Source organism: Larkinella sp. VNQ87, assembly GCF_049445795.1.
In the GTDB taxonomy this organism is placed as follows: Bacteria; Bacteroidota; Bacteroidia; order Cytophagales; family Spirosomataceae; genus Larkinella.
The window spans coordinates 26,678-52,801 of the sequence record NZ_JBMSDT010000005.1 but is presented as its reverse complement, the minus strand read 5'-3'; the positions used below and the strand labels follow the sequence as shown (position 1 = coordinate 52,801).

28 protein-coding genes are annotated in these 26,124 nt (G+C 50.6%); 10 read left to right on the top strand and 18 right to left on the bottom strand.

The features are described from left to right. Positions 1 to 14: 14 nt before the first annotated feature. Positions 15 to 893, bottom strand: coding sequence for a fructosamine kinase family protein (locus ACO2Q8_RS09730; RefSeq protein ID WP_423344608.1), 879 nt, complete (start codon positions 891 to 893; stop codon positions 15 to 17). 81 nt (positions 894 to 974) lie between these two features. Between ACO2Q8_RS09730 and ACO2Q8_RS09725 the strand changes: the two genes are divergently transcribed. The 3 genes from ACO2Q8_RS09725 (at position 975) to ACO2Q8_RS09715 (ending at position 4,455) form a co-directional block, all read left to right on the top strand. Next, positions 975 to 2,174: an anhydro-N-acetylmuramic acid kinase gene (locus ACO2Q8_RS09725; protein ID WP_423344607.1), complete on the top strand. Its 1,200-nt coding sequence runs from the start codon at positions 975 to 977 to the stop codon at positions 2,172 to 2,174. Between the two features lie 111 nt (positions 2,175 to 2,285). Then, positions 2,286 to 3,482, top strand: a complete 1,197-nt coding sequence (lhgO, locus tag ACO2Q8_RS09720; protein WP_423344606.1) for an L-2-hydroxyglutarate oxidase — start codon at positions 2,286 to 2,288, stop codon at positions 3,480 to 3,482. Between the two features lie 133 nt (positions 3,483 to 3,615). Then, positions 3,616 to 4,455, top strand: coding sequence for an OmpA/MotB family protein (locus ACO2Q8_RS09715; RefSeq protein WP_423344605.1), 840 nt, complete (start codon positions 3,616 to 3,618; stop codon positions 4,453 to 4,455). Positions 4,456 to 4,557: 102 nt separating this feature from the next. Here ACO2Q8_RS09715 and ACO2Q8_RS09710 read toward each other — a convergent pair whose 3' ends face one another. Then, positions 4,558 to 5,424 (bottom strand): aldose 1-epimerase family protein, encoded by an 867-nt coding sequence (locus ACO2Q8_RS09710; RefSeq protein WP_423344604.1) that lies wholly within the window; start codon positions 5,422 to 5,424, stop codon positions 4,558 to 4,560. 73 nt (positions 5,425 to 5,497) lie between these two features. Here ACO2Q8_RS09710 and ACO2Q8_RS09705 point away from each other — a divergent pair, with 73 nt between their 5' ends. From ACO2Q8_RS09705 to ACO2Q8_RS09690, 4 genes are all read left to right on the top strand, one after another. Continuing rightward, entirely contained in the window at positions 5,498 to 6,742 is a 1,245-nt protein-coding gene (locus tag ACO2Q8_RS09705) for a TCR/Tet family MFS transporter (RefSeq protein ID WP_423344603.1), read from the top strand. 4 nt (positions 6,743 to 6,746) lie between these two features. Continuing rightward, complete coding sequence (locus ACO2Q8_RS09700; protein ID WP_423344602.1) at positions 6,747 to 7,262, top strand: hypothetical protein; 516 nt, start codon at positions 6,747 to 6,749, stop codon at positions 7,260 to 7,262. Between the two features lie 205 nt (positions 7,263 to 7,467). Further along, positions 7,468 to 8,367, top strand: a complete 900-nt coding sequence (locus ACO2Q8_RS09695) for an alpha/beta fold hydrolase (RefSeq protein ID WP_423344601.1) — start codon at positions 7,468 to 7,470, stop codon at positions 8,365 to 8,367. Positions 8,368 to 8,523: 156 nt separating this feature from the next. Further along, positions 8,524 to 9,216: a thiopurine S-methyltransferase gene (locus tag ACO2Q8_RS09690; protein ID WP_423344600.1), complete on the top strand. Its 693-nt coding sequence runs from the start codon at positions 8,524 to 8,526 to the stop codon at positions 9,214 to 9,216. Between the two features lie 3 nt (positions 9,217 to 9,219). Here ACO2Q8_RS09690 and ACO2Q8_RS09685 read toward each other — a convergent pair whose 3' ends face one another. The 3 genes from ACO2Q8_RS09685 to ACO2Q8_RS09675 form a co-directional block, all read right to left on the bottom strand. Then, positions 9,220 to 10,332, bottom strand: coding sequence for a glycoside hydrolase family 18 protein (locus ACO2Q8_RS09685; protein WP_423344599.1), 1,113 nt, complete (start codon positions 10,330 to 10,332; stop codon positions 9,220 to 9,222). Positions 10,333 to 10,431: 99 nt separating this feature from the next. After that, positions 10,432 to 11,622, bottom strand: a complete 1,191-nt coding sequence (locus tag ACO2Q8_RS09680; RefSeq protein ID WP_423344598.1) for an acyltransferase family protein — start codon at positions 11,620 to 11,622, stop codon at positions 10,432 to 10,434. Positions 11,623 to 11,826: 204 nt separating this feature from the next. Continuing rightward, positions 11,827 to 12,654, bottom strand: a complete 828-nt coding sequence (locus ACO2Q8_RS09675) for an Fpg/Nei family DNA glycosylase (protein WP_423344597.1) — start codon at positions 12,652 to 12,654, stop codon at positions 11,827 to 11,829. A 307-nt stretch (positions 12,655 to 12,961) separates the two neighbouring features. Between ACO2Q8_RS09675 and ACO2Q8_RS09670 the strand changes: the two genes are divergently transcribed. Continuing rightward, the gene (locus tag ACO2Q8_RS09670; RefSeq protein WP_423344596.1) at positions 12,962 to 13,900 is read left to right on the top strand and encodes a hypothetical protein; all 939 of its coding nucleotides are present in this window, start codon (positions 12,962 to 12,964) and stop codon (positions 13,898 to 13,900) included. A gap of 94 nt (positions 13,901 to 13,994) precedes the next feature. Here the strand turns inward: ACO2Q8_RS09670 and ACO2Q8_RS09665 are convergent, their stop codons facing one another. Together ACO2Q8_RS09665 and ACO2Q8_RS09660 are read right to left on the bottom strand one after the other, a co-directional pair. After that, positions 13,995 to 14,351, bottom strand: coding sequence for a LytTR family transcriptional regulator DNA-binding domain-containing protein (locus tag ACO2Q8_RS09665; protein WP_423344595.1), 357 nt, complete (start codon positions 14,349 to 14,351; stop codon positions 13,995 to 13,997). A 79-nt stretch (positions 14,352 to 14,430) separates the two neighbouring features. Beyond that, a complete protein-coding gene (locus tag ACO2Q8_RS09660) occupies positions 14,431 to 14,808 on the bottom strand; it encodes a LytR/AlgR family response regulator transcription factor (RefSeq protein WP_423344594.1) in 378 nt (125 codons plus the stop codon). Positions 14,809 to 15,026: 218 nt separating this feature from the next. Between ACO2Q8_RS09660 and ACO2Q8_RS09655 the strand changes: the two genes are divergently transcribed. Together ACO2Q8_RS09655 and ACO2Q8_RS09650 are read left to right on the top strand one after the other, a co-directional pair. Beyond that, entirely contained in the window at positions 15,027 to 15,803 is a 777-nt protein-coding gene (locus tag ACO2Q8_RS09655; RefSeq protein ID WP_423344593.1) for a response regulator, read from the top strand. Positions 15,804 to 15,837: 34 nt separating this feature from the next. Further along, entirely contained in the window at positions 15,838 to 17,703 is a 1,866-nt protein-coding gene (locus tag ACO2Q8_RS09650) for a histidine kinase dimerization/phosphoacceptor domain -containing protein (protein WP_423344592.1), read from the top strand. A 7-nt stretch (positions 17,704 to 17,710) separates the two neighbouring features. Here ACO2Q8_RS09650 and ACO2Q8_RS09645 read toward each other — a convergent pair whose 3' ends face one another. The 11 genes from ACO2Q8_RS09645 to ACO2Q8_RS09595 form a co-directional block, all read right to left on the bottom strand. Beyond that, positions 17,711 to 18,607, bottom strand: coding sequence for a DUF3078 domain-containing protein (locus ACO2Q8_RS09645; RefSeq protein WP_423344591.1), 897 nt, complete (start codon positions 18,605 to 18,607; stop codon positions 17,711 to 17,713). A 38-nt stretch (positions 18,608 to 18,645) separates the two neighbouring features. Further along, positions 18,646 to 19,470 carry a mechanosensitive ion channel family protein gene (locus ACO2Q8_RS09640; RefSeq protein ID WP_423344590.1) on the bottom strand — a complete coding sequence of 275 codons (825 nt, stop codon included), beginning with the start codon at positions 19,468 to 19,470 and terminating at the stop codon, positions 18,646 to 18,648. Between the two features lie 20 nt (positions 19,471 to 19,490). Continuing rightward, complete coding sequence (locus ACO2Q8_RS09635; RefSeq protein ID WP_423344589.1) at positions 19,491 to 19,691, bottom strand: hypothetical protein; 201 nt, start codon at positions 19,689 to 19,691, stop codon at positions 19,491 to 19,493. A 26-nt stretch (positions 19,692 to 19,717) separates the two neighbouring features. Continuing rightward, the gene (locus tag ACO2Q8_RS09630) at positions 19,718 to 20,329 is read right to left on the bottom strand and encodes an RNA polymerase sigma factor (protein WP_423344588.1); all 612 of its coding nucleotides are present in this window, start codon (positions 20,327 to 20,329) and stop codon (positions 19,718 to 19,720) included. A gap of 196 nt (positions 20,330 to 20,525) precedes the next feature. Continuing rightward, entirely contained in the window at positions 20,526 to 21,359 is an 834-nt protein-coding gene (tsf, locus tag ACO2Q8_RS09625; protein ID WP_423344587.1) for a translation elongation factor Ts, read from the bottom strand. A gap of 160 nt (positions 21,360 to 21,519) precedes the next feature. Then, positions 21,520 to 22,356, bottom strand: coding sequence for a 30S ribosomal protein S2 (gene rpsB, locus ACO2Q8_RS09620; protein ID WP_423344586.1), 837 nt, complete (start codon positions 22,354 to 22,356; stop codon positions 21,520 to 21,522). 159 nt (positions 22,357 to 22,515) lie between these two features. After that, positions 22,516 to 22,902, bottom strand: coding sequence for a 30S ribosomal protein S9 (rpsI, locus tag ACO2Q8_RS09615; protein ID WP_379848018.1), 387 nt, complete (start codon positions 22,900 to 22,902; stop codon positions 22,516 to 22,518). Positions 22,903 to 22,993: 91 nt separating this feature from the next. Further along, positions 22,994 to 23,443 (bottom strand): 50S ribosomal protein L13, encoded by a 450-nt coding sequence (gene rplM / locus ACO2Q8_RS09610; RefSeq protein WP_423344585.1) that lies wholly within the window; start codon positions 23,441 to 23,443, stop codon positions 22,994 to 22,996. Positions 23,444 to 23,569: 126 nt separating this feature from the next. Next, positions 23,570 to 24,295: a hypothetical protein gene (locus ACO2Q8_RS09605; RefSeq protein WP_423344584.1), complete on the bottom strand. Its 726-nt coding sequence runs from the start codon at positions 24,293 to 24,295 to the stop codon at positions 23,570 to 23,572. A gap of 79 nt (positions 24,296 to 24,374) precedes the next feature. Then, positions 24,375 to 25,592: a phospho-N-acetylmuramoyl-pentapeptide-transferase gene (gene mraY, locus ACO2Q8_RS09600; protein WP_423344583.1), complete on the bottom strand. Its 1,218-nt coding sequence runs from the start codon at positions 25,590 to 25,592 to the stop codon at positions 24,375 to 24,377. Positions 25,593 to 25,683: 91 nt separating this feature from the next. Further along, on the bottom strand, positions 25,684 to 26,070 hold the full coding sequence (locus ACO2Q8_RS09595) for a helix-turn-helix domain-containing protein (protein ID WP_423344582.1): 387 nt from the start codon (positions 26,068 to 26,070) through the stop codon (positions 25,684 to 25,686). Positions 26,071 to 26,124: the final 54 nt, after the last annotated feature.

Sequence of the window (26,124 nt, the reverse complement as noted above, 5' to 3'; positions counted from 1 at the left end):
TGCGTAATCCGGGTTCAGAATCGTTTCAACACCTTTTCAATCCCGCTCAGATACCCCGAACCAAACAGATTCAGGTGGACAAGCAGCGGATACAGGTTGTAAATCGGAATGCGTTCCTGAAAACCGTCTTCCAGTGGGAAGGCTTCGTCGTAGGCATCGTAAAACCGCTCGTCGAAACCGCCAAAAAGCGTCGTGAAGGCCAGTTCGGCTTCCCGAAAACCGTAGTGGACCGCCGGATCAATCAAGGCCGCGTCGCCCTGCTCGTTGACCATCACGTTGCCCGACCACAAATCGCCGTGCAACAGTGCCGGTCGTTCCACGGGCAACAAATCTGGCAGATGTATGTATAATTTCTGAAATTTATCGTACAACGCTTTGGAAAGAAGCCCCTTGTACAAGGCCATTCCGGCCAGTGGCTGGAGCCGTTGTTCGATAAAAAACGTAATCCCGTTGTCTGTTAATGCATTGCGTTGTGGCAAAGAGCCGATGTAATTGTCGAAGTTCAGCCCGAATTTTGATTGGGTGTGTGAGTGTAACAACGCCAGCGACTGCCCGAATGATTCCCAGTAGTCGGTTTTTGGCACAACCGGGTCAATATATTCGAGCACCAGGAAGGTCTTGTCGCGGTATTTTCCGTAGCCGATTACTTCCGGAATGTAAACGGCTTCCGTTGAGCGGAGCAGTTCCAGGCCCCGCGCTTCGCAGGCAAACATATCGACGCTCTCGGCCGGGTTCCATTTGACGAAATACAGCCCCTCCGACGAAAACACCTGAGCCGCCGTATTGATGTTGCCCCCAGCCAGAAACCGGGCCTCCAGCACTTCGACCGACCGGCCCAGCGTCTGGAAAAATAATCCTTCAAAAAAATCAAACTGTTCTTCTCCGAGCCACATCGTTGTTTACGGTTTTCGGTTGCTGTGGTTCACCGTTTCAATTTCCAGTGTACAGTTGGTACTTTTGCCAACCCATTTCCTATGAACACGCAGATACAACACCTTTATGACCTGGCGCAATGCCCGGAACGCCGGATCATCGGCCTGATGTCGGGCACCTCGATGGATGGCCTTGATGTCGCCCTTTGTCGCATTCAGGGAAGCGGCCCGCAAACCCGGGTTTCGCTCACCCACTTCGAGACGGTTCCGTATACCGACGACCTGAAGGCGGAAATACGGAAAGTTTTTGCCAAAAAGGAAATTGATTTTCAACATCTGTGTGTGCTTAATCCCTGGATCGGGCGGCTGCACGGGCAAATGGTCAATGACTGCCTGCGGCAATGGGGGCTGACGGCTAGTGAGGTAGACCTGGTGGCCAGCCACGGCCAGACGGTTTTCCACGCTCCGAAAATCCAGCACCAGCTTGCGCAGTTTCCCAACGCCACGCTCCAGATCGGCGACGGCGACCACGTGGCCGTCACGACCGGCATCATCACGCTCAGCGATTTTCGCCAGAAACACATCGCCAAAGGGGGCGAAGGCGCTCCGCTGGCGGTGTACGGCGATTATTTTATTTTCTCGAAAAAGGACGAAAACCGCCTGATGCTCAACATGGGCGGCATCGCCAACTTTACGTACCTGCCCGGCAATCTGAACGCCGACGAAGTGTTTACGACCGACACCGGCCCGGGCAACACGCTCATCGACGCCTTTACCCGGCAGCTTTTCAACCAGCCCTATGATGCCGACGGCCGGATTGCCGCCCAGGGAACCATCAACCCGGCCTTGCTGCACGAGCTGAAACAGCATCCGTTTTTTGCCGCGCCCGTGCCCAAAACCACCGGCCCGGAGGTGTTCAGCCTTGCTTATGTGGAAGCCGCCCGGCAGCGCAGCCAAACCGACCGCGACCTAGCGCCCGAAGACCTGCTGGCTACCCTGACCCGGTTTAGCGCCGAAACCATCGTCGAAGCCATTCAGAAAGCGATCAAACCGGGTGAACCATATTCGGTCTACTGGAGCGGGGGCGGGATGCACAACCCCATCTTAACCAGCCATATACGCGAAATGTTGCCGAATTTTCGTTTTGCCAATACCGACGACCTGGGCATTCCGGGCGACGCCAAGGAGGCCATTCTGTTTGCGGTGCTGGCCAACGAAGCCGTTGCGGGCGGCCACACCTCGTTCGGCAACCGGCAGGGCGTTCCGACAGTGTCAATGGGGAAAGTTTCGTTTCCGGATTAGCTCCTGTTAATTAGTTTAGAGTTTATGGTTTATAGTTTTTAACAAACCTCTGACTTTTAATCGGTTAACCGTAACTATAAACTATAAACCAGCAACGATAAACTACGTATCATGAAGGATATCATCATCATCGGGGGCGGCATTGTGGGGCTGGCAACGGCCTTGCAGATCAAACGCCAGCGCCCGGCCCTCTCCGTAACCGTACTGGAAAAAGAAAACCGGGTGGCGGCTCATCAAACCGGCCACAACAGCGGAGTCATCCACTCGGGGCTGTATTACAAACCGGGCAGTCTGAAAGCGACCAACTGCATCCGGGGTTACTGGATGCTGATTGAATTCTGCGAACAGGAAAACGTGCCGTACGAGCTGTGCGGCAAGGTAGTCGTGGCGACCAAGCCGGAGGAAGTGCCGCTGCTGAACAATCTTTACGAACGTGGGCAGCAAAACGGGCTGGAAGGACTCAGAAAGCTAAGCCAGGCCGAAATCAACGAGATCGAACCGCACGTCCGGGGTGTTGAAGGCATGTGGGTGCCGCAAACCGGCATTATCGACTATGCACAGGTTTGCGAAAAATTCGCCGAAAAACTGCGTGACTTGGGCGCGGAAGTCCGGCTGGGCGAAAAAGTCGTGCAGATTACGCCTGGCAACACGCTCTCGGTGGTCGTTACCGAAAAAGCGACGTACGAAACCAAACTGGTCATCAACTGCGCCGGACTGTATTCCGACAAGATGGCGCAACTGACGCAGCGGCAGCCAATCGACCTACGGATTGTACCGTTTCGGGGGGAATACTACAAAATCCGGCCCGAAAAGCAGCACCTCGTCCGCAACCTGATTTACCCCGTTCCCGACCCGAACTTTCCGTTTCTGGGCGTGCACTTCACCCGTATGATTCACGGCGGCATCGAAGCCGGACCAAATGCCGTGCTGGCGTTCGGGCGGGAAGGCTACCGGAAGTCGGATGTGAACCTAAAAGAATTTTACGAAACGCTGAGCTGGCCCGGTTTTCAAAAAGTGGCGGCCAAATACTGGCAAACCGGCCTGGGCGAAATGTACCGGTCGTTCTCGAAAACCGCCTTTACGAAAGCTTTGCAAGAACTGATTCCGGCCATTCAGGAAGACGACCTGATCGAGGGTGGTTCGGGCGTTCGCGCGCAGGCCTGTGACCGCACCGGCGGGCTGCTCGACGACTTCGCCATTCTGGAAACCGAGCGGGCCATCAACATTTGCAATGCTCCTTCTCCGGCGGCTACTTCCTCGCTGTCCATCGGGCTGACGGTAGCCGAAAAAGCACTGACCCGGTTTTAAGGACCGGATAATTAGAAAAACCTTAAAAATTGAAATAATCCAAAATTCTACTTGTTACCTTGCGTATTTGCTTCGTAACTTGCAGAGATTAAGCGTTAACCCTAAATAAAATTCGTTTTTCCTAACTAGTCACATGAAAAATATCCTGTTTGCTATTGCCCTCGTAACTGTCATCTCATCGTGTTCGAGCAAGAAGCGTCTGGCCGAATTGCAGAGTGTTCACGATAAGGTAAAACTGGAATTGGAAGATTGTTCCAAGAAAACCGCCAGTCTGCAAAGCTCGCTCGGCACGAAAGATGCCGAACTGCAAACCAAGACGAACCAGATTGCCGATTTGCAGAGCCAGTTGGACTATCTGAAAAAGACCAACACGAACCTGCTCGACCGGATGGCCGATCTGTCGATTGTCAGCAAAGCCGGTGCCGAAAGCATCCGGAAATCACTCGAAACGCTCTCGAATGTATCTTCGTCGGCCCAACGGCGGGATTCGATCAACCTGCTGCTTGTGAAAAACCTGAAGCGCTCGCTTTCGGACATCAACGACAGCGATGTACAGGTAGAAGTGAAAAAAGGCGTCGTGTATGTGTCGATCTCCGACAAACTGCTGTTTCCCTCGGCCAGCTACGTCGTGAACAAGCAAGCCGAAACCGTATTGGGTAAAGTGGCGCAGGTGATCAACGACCACAACAACCTGGATGTGCTCGTGGAAGGTCATACCGACGTGTATCCGATCTCGACGCAATTCCTGAAAGACAACTGGGATCTGAGCGTAATGCGCGCTACGTCGGTTGTTCGGACGCTGCAATCGCAGTTTGGGGTTGCGCCGTCGCGCCTGACCGCCGGTGGCCGTTCTGAATACATTCCGAAGGCTGATAACACCACGGAAGCCGGTCGCCAGGCCAACCGCCGGACCGAAATCGTGCTGTTGCCGAAACTGGATGAGTTCTTCAACCTGCTGACAGAGAAGCGTTAATTGGCAGAGGGCGCGGGGCAGAGGATTTTTGCTGCGCAAAACCGCCTGACTGAATATTCTTATTAAAAAAGGGTCGGTGACAAATCTGTCACCGACCCTTTTTTATACGCCGATCGTGAAACCGGTTTCGAAAATGCCGTTCGGTTCGACGTGCTGAATGGCTTCTTTCTGCTCGAACGGCACGGGCGATCCTTCGCGGTCGGCGTAACCCAGCCAGGGTTCGATGCAGACGAATTTCGCCCCCGGTTTGGCCCATATGCCCAGATACGGAAACGCCGGAAAGCTGACCGTCACGGCCTGCTCGTGGTTGCGGCTCCGAATTGTGACTGCCCGCGAATCCAAACTTTTGAACACCAGCGCGTCGTTGTTGAACAAATCGGTCGTCAGCGGCAACTGGTTGCCGACGGTCAAAACCGGCTCGGTTTCGCCCGTGAAATAGCCTTTGGGCGACAGCAAATGCCGTTCGAGCGGTTCTTCTTTCTGAAATTCGAGGTAATAATCGTCATAGTTTTCATTCGGGAAAAACGGAACGGCAAAGGCCGGGTGTGCCCCCACCGAGAAATACAGCGGTTTCGCTTCCTGGTTGATCACTCGGTAGATGATCGTCAGCACCTGCTTGTCAAGCTGGTATTCAATCTGAAATTCAAATTCGTAGGGATAAGCGACCCGCGTTTTTTCGTTGGCTTTCAAGGAAAAAACCGCTTTTTCGGGCGTCGCTTCCACAATTTCAAATTCGGATTCCCGCGTAAAACCGTGCCGACCCAGCGGATACGGTTTTCCATCAACCCAAATTTGGTTATCGAGCGTCCCGCCCACGACCGGGAACAGATTCGGTGCGTGCCAGGCCCAGACGGCTGGATCGGCCTGCCAGAGATGTTCGATGCCGGTTTGCTTGTTATAAATGGAGGTCAGTTCGGCCCCTTTCGGACGAATACCGACACGAAGAAAGTCGTTTTCGAGTGTAGTCATGATCAGCGATGGTTTCCGCAATTTCGGGACAAAAATGGGCAGAAAGCTGTAACTTCGGCCAAAATTTTACTGCATGGCACGCAACCGGGCACTGACGTTCATCTTCATTACCATTCTGATCGACTGCACGGGCATTGGTGTTATTGCCCCGATTGTTCCCCGACTCATCGAAGAACTTACCGGCGGAGACCTCAGCGAAGCGTCCGAATACGGCGGCTGGCTTACGTTTTCCTACGCCATCATGCAATTCGTCTTTGCGCCGGTTCTGGGCGGGTTGAGCGACCGCTTTGGTCGGCGGCCGGTCTTGCTGATGTCGCTATTTGGCCTGGGCCTCGATTACGTATTCTGCGTTTTTGCCCCCAACATTGCCTGGCTGTTTGTCGCCCGGTTTATTGCCGGGATTTGCGGGGCCAGCTTTACGACGGCTTCGGCGTACATTGCCGATGTGAGTCCGCCGGAAAAGCGGGCGCAGAATTTCGGACTGGTTGGGGCAGCCTTCGGGCTGGGCTTCATCGTCGGACCGATTATTGGCGGCATTTTCAGTCCGTACGGGAGCCGGGTGCCGTTCATGATTGCGGCCGGGTTGTCGCTACTCAATTTTATATACGGTTTTTTTGTCCTGCCCGAATCGCTGCCGACCGAAAACCGCCGGGCGTTCGACTGGAAGCGGGCGAACCCCATCGGATCGCTGGCGCGGCTGAAACGCTACCCGGCCATTGTCGGGCTGGTCGGCTCGATGGTGTTGCTGTACATTGCCGCGCAGGCTCCGCAATCGATCTGGACGTATTATACCATCGAAAAATTTGGGTGGAACGAAACCTGGGTCGGGTATTCGCTCGGCTTCATCGGCCTGACGGTCGCCATTGTGCAGGGCGGTGTCATCCGCGTGGCGATTCCGAAACTCGGCCCCAAACGGGCGGTTTTTACGGGATTGGCGTTTTCGGCCATCGGTTTTACGCTGTTTGCGTTTGCCAGCCGGGGTTGGATGATGTTTGCATTCATGGTTCCGTATTCGCTGGGCGGTCTGGCAGGTCCGGCCGTGCAAGGCCTGATTTCGTCGCAGGTCGCTCCCAACGAGCAAGGCGAATTACAGGGCGCGTTGACGAGTCTGGCGAGCATGACAGCCATTGTCGGCCCCTTGCTCATGACGCATTTGTTTGCGTATTTTACCAAACCCGAAGCGCCGGTGTATTTTCCGGGAGCGCCCTTTCTGATGGGTGCCGTGTTGACGCTGATCAGCGTCTTTTTAGTGGCAAAGGCCTTGGGAACAACCGATCTGATGGTACCCAAAACGGAAGAAACCGCTTCCGGCCGTTGATTTTATGCAATACACCACCGTTTACGACATCGCGGCCGAAGGTTACGAAGAGTGGCTCTTCGCGTATATCTCCGCCGGTTTTGTGCTGGCGACGCTGATCGTCTTTCTTTTCTTCCGAACCTGGAAACACCGAAAAATCCTTCTCATCGTCACCTGCGTCCTTACGGTGGTCACGGTCGGCATTCCGTACTTTGATTACACCCACCTGAAAAGCAAGCTCGAATCGCCGGATTGCCTGAAAGCGGAAGGCCTCGTCAGCGGGCATTGGGAGAAGAAATGGCGCGACAAAGATGCCAGCAACAAATGGCAAAATTACCACTACGAAGGCTTTCGGATCGATACCGTCACGTTCGGGTATTACATTAAAGGAAGTGGCAGTGCGGCCGGTTTTCAGAACAACGGCGAAACGCAGCTTCCGATTCGCGACGGCATGCGAATGCGGGTTCACTACTACGCCGAACCGGTCATCACCGATGGCACGGTTACCAACCGGATTCTGAAGATTGAAGTGGCTAAGTGAAATAGGCCAATGGACTGAAACCGCTGCATCATTAATTAGTTTCTCTTCCGGACAGGCTTTCAAACGTCTTACTAAATGCCGGTTTTATAAGACTGCCAAGCCCAAGATTGAAAATAGTTTACACACTGTAACTACATTTTTAGTTATTTGTGTATCTTGCCTGCCAGTCACCGATTTTACTCTGCTGTCTATCATTTCTAACCCCATGAATAAGCTACTTCTTCTGGTAGTGTTCGCTGGCTTTTTCAGCAAGGCATACCCACAAGTAAGAAAGATCACGATCGATGGTACTCAAATCGCCGTCCAAACGGCGGGCCTGGAAACCAGAAAAGAAGGAGAACCCGTGGTTGTTTTTGAAAGTGGATTCGGCACCCCGATGGGCCACTGGGATACGATCCTTGAGGCTGTGAGCAAGCTTGCTCCGGTGGTCGCTTATGATCGGGCCGGGATTGGTGATTCCCAACCAGATCAGGAGATGCCTACTATTAAGAATGTGGCCGATAAACTCCGAAAAGTAGTCCAGGCCTTACAGGTCAAACCGCCTTATGTCCTGGTGGGCCACTCCTTAGGCGGAGCTTATGTCCGGGGCTTTGCCGTTTATTACCCGCAGGAGTTGGCCGGTTTAGTGATTATTGACCCCGCCGACTTCACCGAGACCTATGAACACATCGGGCAGTATATGCTGGAGGTTGGTATGAGCCGAGCCCATGTGGACAGTGCCCTTGCCCAGCGCCGATCCGAACCGTTTCGCCCTGATCCCAAGATGCCGACTTCGCTCCAGGAAGAATTACAAGTTCTGTTTGACCTGAGACGATCAGAGTTTGCCGAGTTTAAGGATAAACCCCTTCCCAACATACCCGTCTCGTTTATCACCAGCGGCCGGTATGACCTGTTTCCGAATGCCAAACCCATCGATGAAGCTTTATTCCACGCAAAGACGAAGTTTCGGGTAGCGCGGTGGATGAAGTTCATTGACCCATTACCCAAAGGCCGTTTCTTTTATAGTGCCAATGCGGGCCACTTTGTACATCGGGATGACCCGGGTTTGGTCATTTCGAGTATTGAACTGGTTCTTAAAGATGCTCAGGGGAGTAAAGGTAAATAAACCAAAACTTTCCAAAGTTGCCCGTTACGTAAAAGTACCTGTTTTGCAGAAAGCGTAAATTTCCTCTACCAAACCGCGCGTTGATCCGCCAACTTTGTAGCGTCGAAAGACAACAACAACATACTACTGAACAACAAAGAACAACAACAAGTACGAATGGAAAAGCAAGCCTGGGCCGAATCGTGGGAAGCCTCGAACAACCGCTTCCACCGCCAGGACGTTCACCCCTACGTACTGAAGCACCTGACGCCCTTCGCGTTGATGGAAAAATCGATTCTGGTACCGCTCTGCGGCCGGTCGCTCGACCTGGTGTACTTCAGTCAGTTTGCGGAGCGCGTCGTGGGCGTGGAGCAGGCCGAGAGCGTCATCCTGCAATTTTTTGCGGAAAACCAGCTTGCGTATGAAAAAGTTGGGGAGCGGTATATCTCGAACAATCTGACCATCTTTTGCAAAGATTTGTTCGCTTTAACGCCCGAAGAAGTCGGTGAGATTAACCTCGTTTACGACCGCGCTTCGCTGGCCGCGTTACCGCTTCCCCTGCGGGTCGGGTACCTGCAAAAAATGGAAGAACTGACCTCGCCGGGCACGCAGTACTTCCTGACTACGCTGGAATACGCGCCGGAAATGGATTCGGCGCCCTACAGCATCGCCCCGGAGGAGGTCTACGGGTATTTTCCGAACTACCTGATTGACCACGTTGAGAGTCCGGCGGTTCCACACCACCGCCTGGTGCGCAGATTTAATCTGCACTACCTAAAAGAGCATGGGTTTCTGATGCGAAAACTGCACGACGCGTCGTATGCGTCGCTGGTTGAATCGGCCTACCGCAGTTTTTACGAGTTTTCCTGACGGTTACCGAAACTGGCGGTCGATTTCGGCCAACAGATAGCCTTTCGGGTCGTTGAAATACTCCCAGAACATCACACCGGCCATCCGGTTTTTCCGGACATAGCGACATTTGTGCCGTACCGATTCTTCGTCGTCGTAGGAGATAAAAAACTTCTGCTCCGGCCGGAACAGGTACGGCGCTTTCGCTTTCCGGTCCCAGTACCGGACAAAAGCCGGGTTGGTCAGCAGACTATCCTTGATATAGGTATAGCCCCCGACGCGATTGACTTTCACCGCCGGGCGCGGGTATCTTTGATGCTCATCGCTGGCCAGTTCCCAGCCACGTCCGTAGAAGGCCAGCCCCAGTACAAGCTTTTCCATCGGCACACCCGCTTCCCGATAGAGCCTCACGGCCCGGTCGCCCGACTGCTCGTTGTCGAGCCCGCCCGCAGGAAACAGATTGGTGTGGTGACCCGCTTTGGCCGGGCCCGTAAAAAAGTCATACGACATCACATTTACGAAATCGAGGTATGGGTGCAATTTCCCCATTTCGGTGTGTGTAAAGATTTCCGGAAAACCGGGTAGCGCTGTCGTCACAAAATACCGCTTGCCGGTTTGCTGCTTCAAAGCGTCGAGGTGTTCGCGCAATGCTTTGAACATGAGTGTGAAATTTTCCTTGTCTTCGGGCCGGAACACGTTGTCTTCCCCTTTCATGCCCGGATATTCCCAGTCGATGTCGATGCCATCGAGGTTATACTGACGCACGATGTCGACGGCCGAAGCCGCAAACCCCTGCCGTGAGCTGTCGCTCAAGACCGCATCGGAAAAATTTTCGCTCCAGGCCCAGCCGCCAATCGAAATCAGGATTTTCAGATCCGGATTGCGCTGCTTCAACAAATTGAGCTTCCGGAAATTGGTCGAATCCGTCGCCAGATTATGCAGCCACGCGCGGTTGTTCTTCACATCCACGAAGGCGTAATTAATATGGGTCAATTTTTCAACCTCGATTTGATCGGTATTGACCAATCCGCGAAAACCGCCGACGTACGCCAGCACAATCGGTTTGGGCTTTTCTTTGAACGTAGCGCCTAAGAAGAGACCGGCGAGAGTCAGGAGTTGAAAAATGAGTTTTTTCATTTTAGTACTCACGGACTTTAGTCCGTGTGAGTTAGTATAAACATCTAGAGTAGAAAACGCCTAAAACACGGACTGAAGTCCGTGGGTACGTGACGGTTTTCAAACCCGAATAAACAACTTCTTTTTATACATCCAATAGAGAATCAACCAGAAAACCAGCAGGGCGGCACCCCCGCTCGCCAGCGTTTCGTAAGGCCCGAACTGCGCGAAGACGTTTTGCCCCAAATGTGTTTTGAACGTTTCAATAATGAAATGATCGATCAGATGCACCAGGCAGTAAATCGCAATGGAATTCATCCCGATCACGACCAGCCAGAAGGCCCAGCCGCGCCATTGCCGCACATCGATGACATAGTAGAAAGCCGCCAGCAACCCAAAGCACCAGCCCCCACTGAACAACACCCAGCCGGGCGTCCAGATTCGTTTGATCGACGGACTGATTTCGGTCACCGTCAGCAGCCAGCCACCCGCCAGGCCCACGGCCCCGGCGATCAAAAACCGCTTCAGGATTTCATCCGTCGTTAAATCACTCCGTAGCCAACGCCCGGCCTGCAAGCCGAGCACCATCGTGCCGAGGGTCGGAATGAAACTCAGGGTAGCATAGCCCCCGCCGTTGTACAGAAACGGTTTGGCGCGGGGAAACAGATTCAGAAACCAGGTATCGAAGGCCCAGGCCAGGTTGCTGTTTTTGTTAAAATGGGCGGCCAGCCCGGTTTTATGATAGGGCCAGTCGGCCGGAACGCCCACGGCTTCGTAGGAAAAACCGGGTCCGGGCAACGGATAGAGCACAAACGCCAGCCAGTACCCCACCAGAAGTACGGCCAGTGCGATCCAGACCGTGCGCGTGGGCCGAAAGCCAAGCAGAAACAGAAACGGATAGCCCAGGCCGATCTGCGTCAGCGTGTCTTCGAAGGTGAAATTGGTTTGCTGACGGCCGACTGACCGCAAGAAGATTCCGAGCAACACCAGAATCAGTGAGCGCCGGAGCGTTTGCCCGAACAGCGTGCCGAATGATCCGCCTTTTGCCTGGCGGCTGGCGATGGAATAGGGTAGGGCAACACCCACCAGAAACGAAAACGAAGGCTGAATCAGATCGTGGAGCGTGCAGCCGAACCACTCGACGTGGTCTTGATGGTGGGCCATAAACCGCCAGAAGGTGCTGTCAGGCAGGGCTTCCGAAATCCGGCCGTAGTGTAGGATTTCGGCGGCCATCAGAAACATGACAAAGCCACGGTATGCGTCCATCGACATTAGTCGACCGGCGCGAAATTCAGGTAGTGCAGTCGTCAAGGCAGTTACAGGGTTAGGAAGCTGCAAGAAAGGCATTTTTCCCTAACGAACCAACGGACCGGCAGGCGTTCCTGTTTAGTCCGTTCGACTCGAAATTTTGGGGAGTTTTTGTACGCACGGACCGCTGGTCCGTGTTTTTATTTGTTGCTATTAAAAAGACGGGGGATCACCAAAAAAAACACGGACCAGCGGTCCGTGCGTACATTAACGCTGCTCGTTCGGGCAAAAGTAGGTCGTGCGGCCGCCCACTTCAGATTTGGCAATCCGGGTGCCGCAACGAGGACAAAATTTATGCGCTTCCACATCGTCGTACGGCGAGTCGTCCCACTCCCGGACGTGAATCAGAAAACCGGCCGGAAAATCCCGGTATTGGGCTTCGTGCCGGATGGCCGTAGTCAGTACCAACTGGATAGCGTCATGGAGCCGCAGAATCTCGTCATCGGTCAGCGTTTCTGTACGTTTTTCCGGATGAACCTGGGCCTGAAACAGCACTTCGTCCACGATCCAGTTGCCCAAACCAGCTACAGTACCTTGGTCCATCAGCGCCGGTTTTGTCATCACTTTTTTGCGCCGGAGCTGTCCCGCTAGCTCAGAAAACGTAATTGACAGCCCATCCCGACCAATCTTTTTCCGTTTTAAGTACGTATCTATGTGGTTGAGTAAGCCAATGCGCTCGAATTTTCGCGGGCAGATAAAGCCCAAATTGAACCCGTTGCGGAACTGAAAAACAATGCGCGCATACTTGGGTCGGTCGACCGACGAATGGTAGTATTCCAGGTCGCCGGTCATGCCAAAATGCATGTGGAGAATCACCGGTTTTTCGGCCGCAAAGGGGCCATCCGTTAATACAAAAAGGTTTTTGCCCACGCGCTCCGTGCCGATAAACCAGCGTCCGATCAGGGCTTCCTGCAGGACCGAAAGCGGAGTGGTGAGCAGTCGGGTATCTTCGACATCAATAGCTTCAATAGGCTGATGTAACGACGATGTTTCGAGGTAGCGACGGTAGGTTTCGACTTCAGGGAGTTCGGGCATAAGTCAGGAAAGCAGGAACAATTTTGAAGTGTTTTAGTGTTTTATATAACAATTCCGGTGAAAACCGGTTAATAGCAACAGTTTACCCGGAAATAATGCAGATAATTGAGTGCAAATGCGGTGTTTAGCTAAAATTTATTTCTGTGATACACTAACTTTAGGAAAGCTCCCGTTATGGATAAGTGCATTCTCGCAGGACCCGTTCACAGAGAGGTCAATTTTAACCCTAACATGATTGAATGACGATTATTTACTCATTTTTGTTTAATTAATTCTGTCTAATTAGTTCAAACCGCACAAAGTAGTTATGGAAAACAACAAGCCAAGAGCAAACGGCGCGCTGGTAGCGGCCCTCGTAATCATGACCATCCTGGCCGGTGTGTCAAGTTATCTGTTGTATGAGCAGAAAGAAGTAGGTAAAAACCAGGAAGCGACTATTGCGACTCGGGTTGAGGAACTAGCCACGACCCGGACAAGACTTGATTCGATTTCAACGGCTCTGGATGCTAAAATCGCTGAAGTACAGAAATTAGGCGGTGACATCACAGACTTGCAACGGGTGAAAGAGCAATTGGAACGCGACAAAGCGACTCTTCGGAAAGGCCAGCGTATCTCGATTGCCAAGTATGAAGCAAAAATCAAGCAGTACGAAGCGTACCTGGTTGAGAAAGATACCCTGATCGCGCAACTACGCACGGAGAATCAGGTGTTATTAACAAACAATCAAACGCTGACCGACGCCAATACCACGCTGCAAACCGAAAAGCAATCCCTCCAGGACTCGGTAACCAATATTGCAACGGTCAACAAGGATCTGTCGGAAAAAGTAACTCGGGCGGCTGCGCTGAAAGCTCAGAATGTTCGCGTTTTTGCCCTGAACTCCCGCGGCAAACAACGGGATGCAACCGAGGATCAGGTAAAATCAAAACGGGTTGACAAACTGAAAGTTGTTTATACGCTTCCGGAAAATCCGTTGACCAAACAGGAAGAAAAAGAGGTATACGTTCGGGTACTCGACCCGACGGGTGCTGTTGTGTCGGATATGGCCAACGGTTCCGGTACTTTCCAGGTCAACGGTCAGGAGCAAATTTACACGGTGAAGCAAACTGTGCCTTTCACCAACAACAATCAGAATGTCGAACTGACCTACAACCGGGGTACGGTTCCTTACAAGCCCGGCAAATACACCATCGAATTTTATTCGGAAGGTTTCCGGATTGGTGAAGGTTCTTTTGCCATCAAGTAAGCAACCTAAACGTGTAAAAAAAGGCGCGGTACCCAACGGTATCGCGCCTTTTTTATGAGAACATTATTTTATCTTTTTTATCGTCAGGTAATACTTATGCCGAGAACATCGGTTGTTTCTGCTCCCATTTTTGCAGGATCTGCTTGGTTTTCCGGGGACTTATGGCCAATGTACGCCCGGTTACCATTTCAATAAGCGGTAAAGGGAAATGGGGCAAATCGGCCGGATGGAAGCGATAAATCAGGGCCGGATTAATCAGATAACTTTCGTTGATGCGCCAGAAATCCGGAAAAAGTTTTTCCCAATGCGTCAACGATTCGGGAACAATTGTGCACTGTTGTATGCTATTATCAAAATAAACCATCCAAGTCTCAGGCCCGTCGTTATGCAGGTAGAGAATGTTCAATAAGTCAACAGACTGCTGGAGGACAGGGATAGTAATAGACAGCATGATTCACGGGTTGAACAGAGCAATAAACTTACTGATAAATCTCGACTTTTCTACGGTTCGATGTCCGTTTATCTATTTTTTATGCGTTACTTAACTTCTCGGAAATGGCTTCCCACCGGCGCCGGGATACAGGGAGTATCGTTCCGTTCACCAAATGCACCGCTCCCTGGCCTGACTTAAGCCGTTCTAACCGGGCAATGTAATGGCAATTGACAATACTGTTGCGATGAACACGAATAAAGCTTTCGGAAGGGAGCATCCCTGCCAGTTGTTTAAGGGTTTTAGGCATGATGATCGACGGCCGATTGGTCCAATGCAACCAGGTATAATTACCATCACCCTGGAGGCAAATCAAATCCGCTGCCTGAAAAAAGTGCTGCCGTGAGCCACGGGAATATAATTGGAGAACAGCGTCAGATGTTACCGGACCAGCATTTGTAGGAATAGGAATAACCATACACTAACTTTACAGATAAGAAGACGGTAGACAAGGCGTTATTAAAGAATTTCACAAATATAACCCCCTTTAATTTCCGTATTTAGAAATGGCAATTAACGACTGATCCTGGTACCTGAACAGCCGATTTTGGTATGGGAAAGAAACGAGGAAATTAAGTTATTGCCCGTTACCTGTCTTAGTAAGAACTACGGATGTACCTGAATCAACGTGTAGATATGGAAAACGATCAGATCCAGATTTTAGTGATTGAAGATGAAGCTATCCTGGCCATGGATTTATCGGACACCCTCGAAGAAGAAGGTTATTATGTTGTCGGCATTGCCAATAATGGTCGGAAAGCGCTGGAACTTTTCAAAACCCAGCGAGTCGATCTGGTTGTCTGCGATATTCAACTGAAAGGCGATTGGGACGGTATCGAAACCATCTCCCAAATTCAGGCTATCCGGCCGGTACCGGTTATTTACACAACGGCATTGTCTGACAAAAAAACCCTTGAACGGGCCAAGCAAACCCTGCCCTCAGCTTATTTAACCAAACCGATCCTCATCAATAATCTTCGCATTGCCATTGAACTTGCTCTGCATAACTTTAGCCACAAACAGGAAGTCGTCACACCCGACGATGGGCTGCAGGGCATGCTGGAAAAAGATCCCCTGTCGCGCGAAACTATTCTGCGTATCGACAATCTCATTTTCATCAAGCACAATTACCAGTTCGTTAAAATCCTGCTGGAAGATATCCTGTTGCTGGAAGCCGACGGTGCCTATACCACCATTGTCACGAACGAACGAAAATACGCCATTCGGCTCACGATCAGCACACTGCTAGACCGACTAAGTGAAATGCAACTGGCCCGTGTGCATCGTTCGTATGCCGTTCATATTAAAAAGGTGGAAGGATTTACCGACCGGGAAATAACCGTTGGTAAGCACACTGTACCCCTCGGCCGCCAATATAAACAAGCCTTTATTCAACAATTTCAGGTCTGGTAAAACACCAGCATACAGCCTTTCCCGCCCTTAACCCATGAATTGGTTTTTTCTTTTTGGGGTTAGCCTCCTGTTTGTCCCGTCGACGCTGGCTCATCCTTATACTGCCTCGCCATTTGATCGTCTTAAAGAAAAAGTTGCTTCGGCTCCGGATACGATCAAGATTAAGGAATATCAGAATTTCGCGGATTCCGTCCTTCATAAAGGCCGGGTCGGGGATGCCCTGACCGCTCTACGCGATGCCTTAACCCTTGCTGAAGCCCTCAAAGATGACCACCAGCTCAGCCGGGTATATGTTTCACTGGGCCAGCTCGAAATTGACCAGGGTAATTTTGTGCAGGCGCTGGGTTACTTTCAGAAAGGGCTCGACTACCTCAAAGCCGTCCCCAACCCCCGCGAAAAGGTCATCATTCTGCTACGAATCGGCCAAACCTACTTTCTGGTAAATGATCTGAAGCAGGCGGAACGTTATTACCTCCAGGCGTTGCGATTGACCCGGCAACACAAACTGGGTGTTTTGATGGGCGATACCTATTCCGAATTAGCCAACCTGGAAGATACCCGGCATAACTCCCAAAAAGCCCTGGCCTACAATGAAAAGGCGATTTCTATTTTTAAAGACCATAACGAAGATTATATATCGACGCTGTTTAACCGGGCTATCGAGTATAAAAATGCCGGTTTGTACGACCAGTCGGAACAGATTTACCGGCAGTGTCTGCAATATGCCGATGAACACAACGACGATTACCTTCGGGGTTATGTTTACGTCAATTTCCCGAATACTTTGCTGATGATGAACCGGCTGGATGAAGCCGAGCGGTATGCCCAACTAGCGTTGAAATGGAGCGAAAACGGCCCCGACCGATTGAAGATTCGGGAAGATGTTTTCGATGTACTCACCCGAATTTACGAAAAACGCGGTCAGCACCGGCAAGCATTGGCTTACCTGCGCCAGAAAACCATGTACAGCGACAGCATACTGAATGCCGAAAAGGCCCGTCAATTAATTCTGGCCGAAAGTCGTTACCAGGCTCGGGAAAAAGAAGCCCAAATTCAGAATCTGGATCAGGAGAATAATCGAAAAGCCCAGCAACTGGACTGGTTAAGCGCCGGTTTGGCGGCATTGGCTCTTTTACTCGGTATCCTTTTCTGGCAATACCGCCTGATTCGCCGAACCAACGCCCGTCTTAAAGCCAGCAACCGAATTATTTCGGAAAGCTATCAGAAAATTACGGAACAGTCGGTCCAACTCAAGACACTGCTGCGGGAATTAAACCACCGGGTCAAAAACAATCTCGCCATTGTATCGAGCCTGCTTCGGTTGCAGGCCAAACGGCTGGAAGATGAAGGAGCCGTGCAAGCCGTTCGGGATAGCCAGCAACGGGTGGAAGCCATGGCCCTGATTCACCAGCGACTTTACCTGACCGATACGGTTTCGACCATTAATATGAAGGAATACATTACCGACCTTTTCGATAGCCTGCTGCTGGCCTACGGCTACGATAAACGGTCGTTTGGCCGGGAGTTGCAGATTGAACAGGAAGAACTCGATGTCGATCTGTCGATTTTACTGGGCCTGATTCTGAATGAAATCCTGACCAATGCGTTCAAATACGCTTTTGAAAACGTAGAGCAGCCGTTTCTTCGCGTCCGGCTGGCCGCCGACGAAGCCTCCGATAAGTCACACCTGTTACGCCCACAATTGACCCTCGAGGTGCAGGATAATGGCACCGGGCTGGACCTCCGCCGGTGGGAGCTTCCGAATAGTTCATTTGGCAAACGGCTGATTACATCGCTTAGTGAACAGGCGGGCGGCAAGCTGGAAGTTTCCAATCGGAATGGAACCTATTATCGCCTGGTGATTCCGCCCCTGTATTTGCCGCAGTCGGAAGCGGCTTAACCGATTGTCAGAACGAATACAAAAAGCCAATGGCCAGGCCCTGGCTGTATTGAATGGCATCGTCCTGGTCTTGATCATACAGGAAAATACCGGTCAGATTCACATTGATGTACTTGTTAACTTTGGCTGTCAGCGCCAGGTCGAGCCGGTGGTCGATGGCATCGAGTGTTGCGTAATTGGCAAAAAGTTGATACCGGGCCTTCAAATTCAGGTTTTCGGCCACATTCTTATCAAAATTGGCAATTAACTGAAACGCAAATTCATTCCGCACGTTTTTACCGGGCGGAACGCCGTACCGTGTCGGTTCGCCAATCGTAATGTCATCATCGAGTACAAATGTCTGCCGGATCGTACCGAGGCCAAACTGCAAATTGAAATACGTAACGGGTTTGTATTCCAGCCCAATGGATTCGGTCAAAAAAGCCGGAGAAAAAAGACTAGAAATCAGTACGCTACGCTCTCCGCCACTGGGCAACGTTTCGTACCGATACCCCGGTGCGAATTGGGACAGAAAGTTAATATTACCGAAAGCCAGCCAAACCGGGCTTAAGCGGTTACCAACCTTCGTATCCAAAAAAATGCGGTCGACGTTCTTCCGGGAGTTTTGGCCTTCATTTTTTACGATACCATACTGCAACTGAACTTCGCTTGTCCAGTTGAACCGGCGCTGCATGTAGTCAGACTTGGCATTGAAAAAAGCGCCCAGTGCCACCGAATTGACACCTCCACCCTTCCAGTTACTGCTAAACGATCCCTGGTTCAGGTTAATTCCGAACTGGGCCGACCGCTTCCAGTAAACCGTATCGAGTGGGATAATCTTGATGGAATCCAGCTTTGTTGGCTTTTGGGCCATTGCAAACGTACTCCAGATAACTAATGTGACTAGCACAATAGATTTTTTCATACGGCAGAGGACTTAACGGTGGGAGATTGGCAAATCTACTAAAAAACTTCAACGTTCTGTGCCTGAAGGCTTTGCAACGGAATTATCGTCGTCGAATCGCCCGTCTGGAGAGTTAATGATGTATTGTCGATCCGGATAATGGTTCCTTTCGTTTCGCCGACCCGGATGACCTGCCCTTCTTGGAAGCGGTTTTTACTATAGAAAGACGACAGAATATTAGCCATCACATCGCGGGACGCAATCCCGTAACCGATGGCAAACGCGAAAATAACGCCACCAATCAGCAGGTTAAAGCTCGACTCCAGCAACTCGGTATTGATACCGGCTTGCCCCAGCGCACTGATAAGCGTAATGATCAGGAAAAAGAAAAATACAATCATGCCCAGCAACTTCCCTGACGCAATGTTAAACGACTGACAGAGCGTTACAACCGCCCCCTTCAGCGCGTCGGCGACCAGAACCCCCACTTGCAGCATGATCGCAGCCGCAATCAACCGGGGAATGAAATCAACCAGCGACTTAACCATTTCCGTAATGGCCGACACTCCGAGGGTTTCGGTAGCCGCCATCAGGAAAATCAACAGAACGAAGTAATACAGAATTTTGGCAACAATGTCGCTGAGCTTGATTTCGGTTTTCAGCCGCTTGATGAAATCGATTTCCGTCAACCGGTCACCAATCCGGTTGAGACCAACCCGTTCCAGTACTTTCGACACTAGTAGTGCCAACCCTTTGGCCACCCCGAACCCAACCGCCAGAATAAAGGCCGCTCCGATAATCCGGGGGACAAAATCAATAAACTGATTAATAAGGGAGGTAAAGGTATTGATTAATATATCGATAAAAGCAGGAATACGCTCCATGATTAAGATGTGGCTTGGTGTTACGGTTTGGGTAAATCGCCGGGTAGTTGAAGAGCTGTAAGTAATGCCGACACGACCCCGAAAAAATCGTCGACATACACTTCCACCACCGTAAGCGAATTCCGAATTAGGTCGATTTCCGATATCAGTTCTTCTTTCACATTGGGCGGGCAGGCATCCGGTAACTCAATTTCTTTGAAAACGTTGTAAATTGATTCCATGAGGGATCTGCTGAAAAGGACAGGGGTTATTTGTCAAATTTAGCCCATGCAACTAATTTGGCAACCAACAGCCCCAGGAACAGCAGGGTTTCCATATACCGTTTCTTCAATTTCTCCTTAGCGCGCTTTAACCGCATTTTGACGGCACTCTCGCTGAGGTTATGAATGTCCGCAATCTCTTTAATACTGACTTCATCCTGGTATTTCATCAGGAGGAGGCTTTGTTCTTCTATCGTCAAATGGTCCAGCGCTGACGTGAGCCGGCTAGCCTCCATTTCCATCATATTTCCGTCGTCCTGATCATCAAGCCAGTCCATGTCTTCCTCAACCGGCACTTCAGCTTTCTTCCGGTTGGTCCGTAGCTGATCGGTGCAATAATTATAGGTAATGGAAAACAGCCAGGTCGAAAACCGGGATTGCTCCTTAAAGCTACTGAGCCGCAGAATGAGCCGCAGAAAAATATCGTGCGTAAAGTCTTCTGCTTTTACCGGGTCTTTGGTAAACATGAGGCATTTCCGGTACACTTTATCACTATATCGGCTGTATAGATGCTCGAAATACCGGTTACTCTGATTATCGACGTAAAGCCTTACCAGTTCTTCGTCGCTCATGCGCTTGATCTCTAACGGTGCAATCATAGGTAGGACGATTTATACTTACTAACTGCTACGTAATTTGCTTTTCATAACATAAAGCACACGCCTTGTTACTGTCTTAGCAATCAAATATATTGGATGTACAAATAAAACCAAAAAGTAATATATTTCATAAAAAAAAGCCCGATCAAATAGACCGGGCTTTCTAAAACTAAAATTAGTATAGTGAATCGAGCAATTACCCGATAGCAACACGCTTGAACGCCGAAACAGTCAATCCTTTGCTGGTTTTATCCAGCAATTGAGCGATTGTCAGCGACGAGTCTTTCACGAATTCCTGGTTCAGCAGCGTATTTTCTTTGTAGAATTTCTGCAGCTTACCCATCGCAATTTTCTCCAGCATGGCTTCCGGTTTGCCTTCGGCCCGGGCTTGGTCTTTGCCGATTTCGATTTCGCGCTCTACAATGCTTGAATCCACGCCGTCTTTGTCGATCGCAACCGGTTTCATGGCGGCAATCTGCATCGCAATATCCTTTCCGACTTCGATTACTTCGGCACCGTTCAGGTTATTCAAACCAACCAGAACGCCCAGTTTGCCGTTCGAGTGGTTATAAGCCACGACCTGCTCAGCCGTTACGACTTCGTAAGCAATGACGTCCAGCTTTTCACCGATTTTACCCATCAGGTCCGTGATGTGCTCCTGCAGGGCACGGCCATCGCCCTGCGGCAACGCCAGCAGTTCTTCTTTGGTTGTAGGTTTGGCGGCTACGGCATTGTCCATCAGCGACATGGCCAGATTCTGGAAGTCGGCCACGTTCGAAACGGGTTCGGTTTCGCAGGCAAAGCCGATGATGCGGCCGGTTTTTCCGTCCGGGCTCACGTGCGTCAACACAATTCCTTCCGAAGTCGTATTGTCAGCCCGTTTGCTAGCAATTTTCTGACCTTGTTTCCGCAGAATATCTTTCGCTTTTTCGAAATCGCCGTCGGCTTCGGTAAGCGCTTTTTTACAATCCATCATCCCGGCGCCTGTTTCCTGCCGGAGTCTGTTAACGTCTTGTGCGGTAATTGCCATGATTTGAGTCTAAATTGTCGGTTATTACGTTGGTCTGTTGTGCTGGTAAACAATTTGAAGGGCAACAGGCGTTACTGGCCGCCTGAAACGGAATAGCCCATAGCGAGGCTACGGGCTATCCGGTATATTCGTTTGGCAACATGGTTGCTCGTAGATAGTCTTAGCTCTCCTGCTCGTCGGTTTCGTCGGCGGCCACCGGGCTGCTCACTTCCGCTTCTACGGCGCTATCGTCGTCGGCCTGCGACCGGACATCTTCAGCGCGTTTTGCCTCTTCCTCTTCCTGCAGACGCTGATCGTCTTTATCCTGCTTCCGTTCTAGCAGCCCTTCTTCGATGGCCTTGCCAATCGCCAGCGTAATCAGGCGGATCGACTTATAGGCATCGTCATTGGCCGGGATTGGGAAATCGACATCATCCGGGTTTGAGTTGGTGTCGCACATGGCGAAAACCGGGATGCCCAGGCGTTTTGCTTCCGAGACGGCGATGTGTTCGCGTTTTACGTCGACCACAAACAACGCAGCCGGCAGACGGGTCAGATCGGCTACACCGCCCAGTACACGCTCCAGTTTATCTTTCTCCCGCGATACGGTCAACCGTTCGCGTTTTGCCAGACTTTTGTAGGTCGTTTCATCCTTCATCATTTTTTCGATGCCCTGCATCTTCTTCAATGATTTCCGGATGGTAGCGAAGTTGGTCAACATACCACCCAGCCAGCGGTCGGTCACGTAGGGCATCTTCAGGCGACGCGCTTCCTCCGTTACGATTTCCTGAGCTTGTTTTTTGGTAGCAACAAACATCACCTTGCGGCCCGAACGAACGATCCCTTTGATGGCAGCCGATGCTTCGTCGATCGACGCCAGGGTTTTGTTCAGGTCAATGATATGGATACCGTTCTTCTCCATGAAGATGTACGGTGCCATACGGGGATCCCATTTCCGGGTCAAGTGGCCAAAATGCACACCCGCATCCAGAAGGTCTTTGTACTCGACTTGTGCCATTTTTTAGTAAGAATAAAGAATGAAAAAATAAATACGCAGCACCGCACGTCGGCAACAACAAGTACGGTCTGGACGGTTTAAGTTTAAAGTTTATAATTTATAGTTAACACAGCATTTCCGAACTGTAAACTAAAAACTGTAAACCTTAAACTGCAAAAATTAACGTTTCGAGAACTGGAACCGGCGACGGGCCTTGGCGCGACCGTATTTTTTCCGCTCGACCATGCGGGAATCGCGAGTCAGGAAGCCTTCTTTTTTCAAAGCGGGCCGAAACTCGGGGTTCAATTCGCACAGAGCCCGGGCAATCCCCATCCGGGTTGCCTCGGCCTGACCGGAAATCCCACCCCCGCGAACGTTTACTTTCACGTCGTATCCTTCCGGAGCGTTGATGGTGGCCAGCGGCTGCTTCAGAACGATTTGCAGAACTTCCGTAGGAAAATACTGTTTGTAATCCCGCCCGTTGATAACAATGCTGCCGGTACCGATTGACAGGTACACGCGCGACACGGCTGTTTTTCGGCGACCTAATGCGTTGATTCGTTCCATTGTTTAAGACATGAGACGAAAGACGAGAGAGAAGAGACGAGACGAGGTGTTCGAATCCGTTTGTCTCTTGTCTTACGTCTAACCTCTATTATTAATATTCCAGTTTAATTTCTTTCGGTTGCTGCGATGCGTGCGGGTGTTGACCACCGGCATACACGTAGAGGTTGGTAAATAACCGGCGACCCAGGCGGTTTTTCGGCAACATGCCTTTGATGGCGTGTTCCAGAATGAAAGCCGGGTTTTTCGCCATCATTTCGCGGGGTGTCCGGAAACGCTGCCCCCCCGGGTGACCCGTATGACGCACGTAGACTTTGTCGGTCAGCTTGCTGCCGGTCAATTTAATTTTCTCCGCGTTGATGATGATGACATTGTCACCACAGTCGGCGTTCGGAGTAAAGTTGGTTTTGTTCTTGCCGCGGATGATTTTTGCCGCCTGGCTTGCCAACCGACCTAACACCTGATTTTCCGCGTCAATGACCACCCAGTCTTTCTGCGCCGTCGCTTTGTTGGCCGAAATGGTCTTGTAGCTTAACGTATCCACTTGTTTATGGGAGATTATATATTGATAGACAATTACTTGCGCTATACACAAAAACTCCCGTCCGAAAACGGGAGTGCAAATATAGAGTCTATATTTCTGAAATACAAGGCTGTTCGAAATTTTCCGCTATTTCAGATGTTCTTTTAACAGCATGATAATAAGCTCCTGGTTTTGCTCCATTTTTTCCATCCGGGTTTCGAATTTCTCGAAGCGAGTTTCAAATTGATCCATCCGGGATTCAAATTTGTCCATCCGGGACTCTAAACGGTCAAAACGTTGCTCCAACCGTTTCTGCCCTTCTTCAAGCTTACTTTGTCGCTGTTCGAGCCGGTTTTGGGCCTCTTCAAGCTTACCCTGCCGCTGTTCAAGCCGGTTTTGGGCCTCTTCAAGCTTACTCTGCCGCTGCTCCAGCCGGTTTTGGCCTTCTTCGAGCTTGCTCTGCCGTTGTTCAAGGCGGTTTTGACTTTCCTCAAGCTTACCCTGCTGCTGCTCCAGCCGGTTTTGGCCTTCCTCAAGCTTAGTTTGCCGTTGTTCGAGCCGGTTTTGCCCCTCTTCAAGATTGCCTTGCCGCTGCTCCAGCCGGTCAAAACGCTTGTGAACATCAACGGTCAGAGTAGCTAACCCACTTCCCAGCGAATCAACTTTTTGGTCGAACGAATTAACTTTTTGATCAAGCGAATTAACTTTCCGGTCAAGCGAATCAATTTTCTGGTCGAGCGAATCAACTTTCTGGTCAATAACATTGACCCGCCGGGTCAGGTCGTCCAGGCGGACAGTGTGCAGCGAAACCTGATCAACAAGCATACCGATCTGCCCCAGCATCCGGTCCTGCTTGAGGGCAAATTCAGCCATCAAAGGTTCTAACTGGTTCAAGCGTTCTTTTTCGGTCATGGCTAAAATCGTCGGAAGGTGAATAGTCTTCCTTCTGACGTTAGCGCAGTTTCAAAGTCACTAACGTAATAACGGCCAGAATAATGCCAACAATCCAGAACCGGGTCACGATTTTGGCTTCGTGGTAGCCCTTCTTTTGAAAATGGTGGTGCAACGGTGACATCAGAAAAATCCGTCGCCCTTCCCCAAATCGTCGTTTCGTATACCGAAAATAACTCACCTGCATAATCACCGATACCAGTTCGACCAGGAAAATACCGCACATGACCGGAATCAGCAGTTCTTTCCGGGTAGCCAGCGCCAGCACGGCAATGATGCTACCCAGCATCAAACTCCCCGTGTCGCCCATGAACACCTGCGCCGGATACGAATTGTACCACAAAAAACCGATACAAGCCCCGACAAAAGCCGCGCAGAAAATCACCATTTCGCCCGAATTCGGAATGTACATGATGCTCAGGTACTGCGACAGCGGTTTGTTGTTCGACAGATAAGCAAATACGCCCAGCGTCAGCCCGATGATGACCGACGTACCGGCCGCCAGCCCGTCGATGCCGTCGGTGATGTTGGCTCCGTTGGATACGGCCGTGATGATAAAGATCACGATGGCGACGTACAGAATCCAGGTGTATCCGTCCGGAATAAAATCCGGCATCAAAGCGCTGTAATTGAAGTCGTTGTTCTTCAGAAACGGAACCGTTGTCGACATGGATTTAATGTCCTGATAGGCTCCGTTCTCTATCTGACCTATCGAGGTGTCGATTACACCCGGTTTGTATACCCGGATTTTTACATAATCATTAAAATACAAGGTCAGGCCCACAATCACGCCCAAACCGACCTGCCCGACGACCTTGAACTTTCCCTGTAATCCTTCTTTGTTCTTTTTAAACACCTTAATATAATCGTCCAGAAAACCGATCAGGCCGGTCCAGATGGTCGAAACCAGCAGCAGAACGATGTAAACGTTGGTCAGTTTGGCGAACAACAGCGTTGGGAAAACCAACGACGCCAAGATAATAAAACCGCCCATCGTAGGCGTTCCGCGTTTCTGCATCTGACCCGCCAGCCCCAGATCCCGGATTTCCTCCCCGATTTGCAGGCTTCGCAGCATGTCGATAATCTGCCGCCCGTAAACAGCCGCAATCAGCAACGAGAGTGTGATGGCCGCCCCCGCCCGAAAGGACAAATACTGAAAAAGCCCGGCACCGGGAAAATCGAACTGCTGGTCGAGGTAGGTGAAAAGGTAATACAGCATAATTGCAGGAACGGACCCGTAGTTTCCGCCCAATTTCTATCATATTTATGTCCAAATATAAGTACACTGTTATCAAACTTGAAAAGCTTTTTCAACATCTTGAGCTTTTTAGCAGGTCTAGGAGTTCATTCGTAAGTGAAAGCTCCCGCTCAAGTGCTTCAATCTTTAGCTCAGCTACCTGCAATTCTTGCAGAAAGTCCCTGTTGGTAGCAAAAATACTCTCAACTCGGTTTTGACCGTACTTGGTATGAACTGACCTATTCGAATTTAAATATATTTGATCACTGTAACCAACTATGATATAAACAGGCATTTCCAAAACGTCAGAAATTTGTTTTAATCTAGAATAACTTATGTCTGATTTTCCGCGCTCGATGTTACCATAGGCAGTAATGGATATATTTAATTCGTAAGCCATATTCTCTTGAGAATATTTCTTTATCACCCGAAAATGCCTTATTTTCTCTCCTATCTCCATATATTTTTAATTTATTAATCCGCAGTTAACATATTATGTAGACAAAGTATAATA

Coding starts and splice junctions, on each gene's coding strand:
- tsf (WP_423344587.1), bottom strand. CDS start 21,359: ATGGCAATTACCGCACAAGACGTTAACAGACTCCGGCAGGAAACAGGC.
- ACO2Q8_RS09715 (WP_423344605.1), top strand. CDS start 3,616: ATGAAAAATATCCTGTTTGCTATTGCCCTCGTAACTGTCATCTCATCG.
- ACO2Q8_RS09605 (WP_423344584.1), bottom strand. CDS start 24,295: ATGGCTGAATTTGCCCTCAAGCAGGACCGGATGCTGGGGCAGATCGGT.
- ACO2Q8_RS09660 (WP_423344594.1), bottom strand. CDS start 14,808: ATGGTTATTCCTATTCCTACAAATGCTGGTCCGGTAACATCTGACGCT.
- ACO2Q8_RS09595 (WP_423344582.1), bottom strand. CDS start 26,070: ATGGAGATAGGAGAGAAAATAAGGCATTTTCGGGTGATAAAGAAATAT.
- ACO2Q8_RS09695 (WP_423344601.1), top strand. CDS start 7,468: ATGAATAAGCTACTTCTTCTGGTAGTGTTCGCTGGCTTTTTCAGCAAG.
- ACO2Q8_RS09700 (WP_423344602.1), top strand. CDS start 6,747: ATGCAATACACCACCGTTTACGACATCGCGGCCGAAGGTTACGAAGAG.
- ACO2Q8_RS09645 (WP_423344591.1), bottom strand. CDS start 18,607: ATGAAAAAATCTATTGTGCTAGTCACATTAGTTATCTGGAGTACGTTT.
- ACO2Q8_RS09730 (WP_423344608.1), bottom strand. CDS start 893: ATGTGGCTCGGAGAAGAACAGTTTGATTTTTTTGAAGGATTATTTTTC.
- ACO2Q8_RS09685 (WP_423344599.1), bottom strand. CDS start 10,332: ATGAAAAAACTCATTTTTCAACTCCTGACTCTCGCCGGTCTCTTCTTA.
- ACO2Q8_RS09690 (WP_423344600.1), top strand. CDS start 8,524: ATGGAAAAGCAAGCCTGGGCCGAATCGTGGGAAGCCTCGAACAACCGC.
- ACO2Q8_RS09640 (WP_423344590.1), bottom strand. CDS start 19,470: ATGGAGCGTATTCCTGCTTTTATCGATATATTAATCAATACCTTTACC.
- ACO2Q8_RS09665 (WP_423344595.1), bottom strand. CDS start 14,351: ATGCTGTCTATTACTATCCCTGTCCTCCAGCAGTCTGTTGACTTATTG.
- ACO2Q8_RS09655 (WP_423344593.1), top strand. CDS start 15,027: ATGGAAAACGATCAGATCCAGATTTTAGTGATTGAAGATGAAGCTATC.
- lhgO (WP_423344606.1), top strand. CDS start 2,286: ATGAAGGATATCATCATCATCGGGGGCGGCATTGTGGGGCTGGCAACG.
- ACO2Q8_RS09670 (WP_423344596.1), top strand. CDS start 12,962: ATGGAAAACAACAAGCCAAGAGCAAACGGCGCGCTGGTAGCGGCCCTC.
- ACO2Q8_RS09710 (WP_423344604.1), bottom strand. CDS start 5,424: ATGACTACACTCGAAAACGACTTTCTTCGTGTCGGTATTCGTCCGAAA.
- ACO2Q8_RS09675 (WP_423344597.1), bottom strand. CDS start 12,654: ATGCCCGAACTCCCTGAAGTCGAAACCTACCGTCGCTACCTCGAAACA.
- ACO2Q8_RS09635 (WP_423344589.1), bottom strand. CDS start 19,691: ATGGAATCAATTTACAACGTTTTCAAAGAAATTGAGTTACCGGATGCC.
- rpsB (WP_423344586.1), bottom strand. CDS start 22,356: ATGGCACAAGTCGAGTACAAAGACCTTCTGGATGCGGGTGTGCATTTT.
- ACO2Q8_RS09630 (WP_423344588.1), bottom strand. CDS start 20,329: ATGATTGCACCGTTAGAGATCAAGCGCATGAGCGACGAAGAACTGGTA.
- ACO2Q8_RS09705 (WP_423344603.1), top strand. CDS start 5,498: ATGGCACGCAACCGGGCACTGACGTTCATCTTCATTACCATTCTGATC.
- ACO2Q8_RS09725 (WP_423344607.1), top strand. CDS start 975: ATGAACACGCAGATACAACACCTTTATGACCTGGCGCAATGCCCGGAA.
- rpsI (WP_379848018.1), bottom strand. CDS start 22,902: ATGGAACGAATCAACGCATTAGGTCGCCGAAAAACAGCCGTGTCGCGC.
- ACO2Q8_RS09650 (WP_423344592.1), top strand. CDS start 15,838: ATGAATTGGTTTTTTCTTTTTGGGGTTAGCCTCCTGTTTGTCCCGTCG.
- mraY (WP_423344583.1), bottom strand. CDS start 25,592: ATGCTGTATTACCTTTTCACCTACCTCGACCAGCAGTTCGATTTTCCC.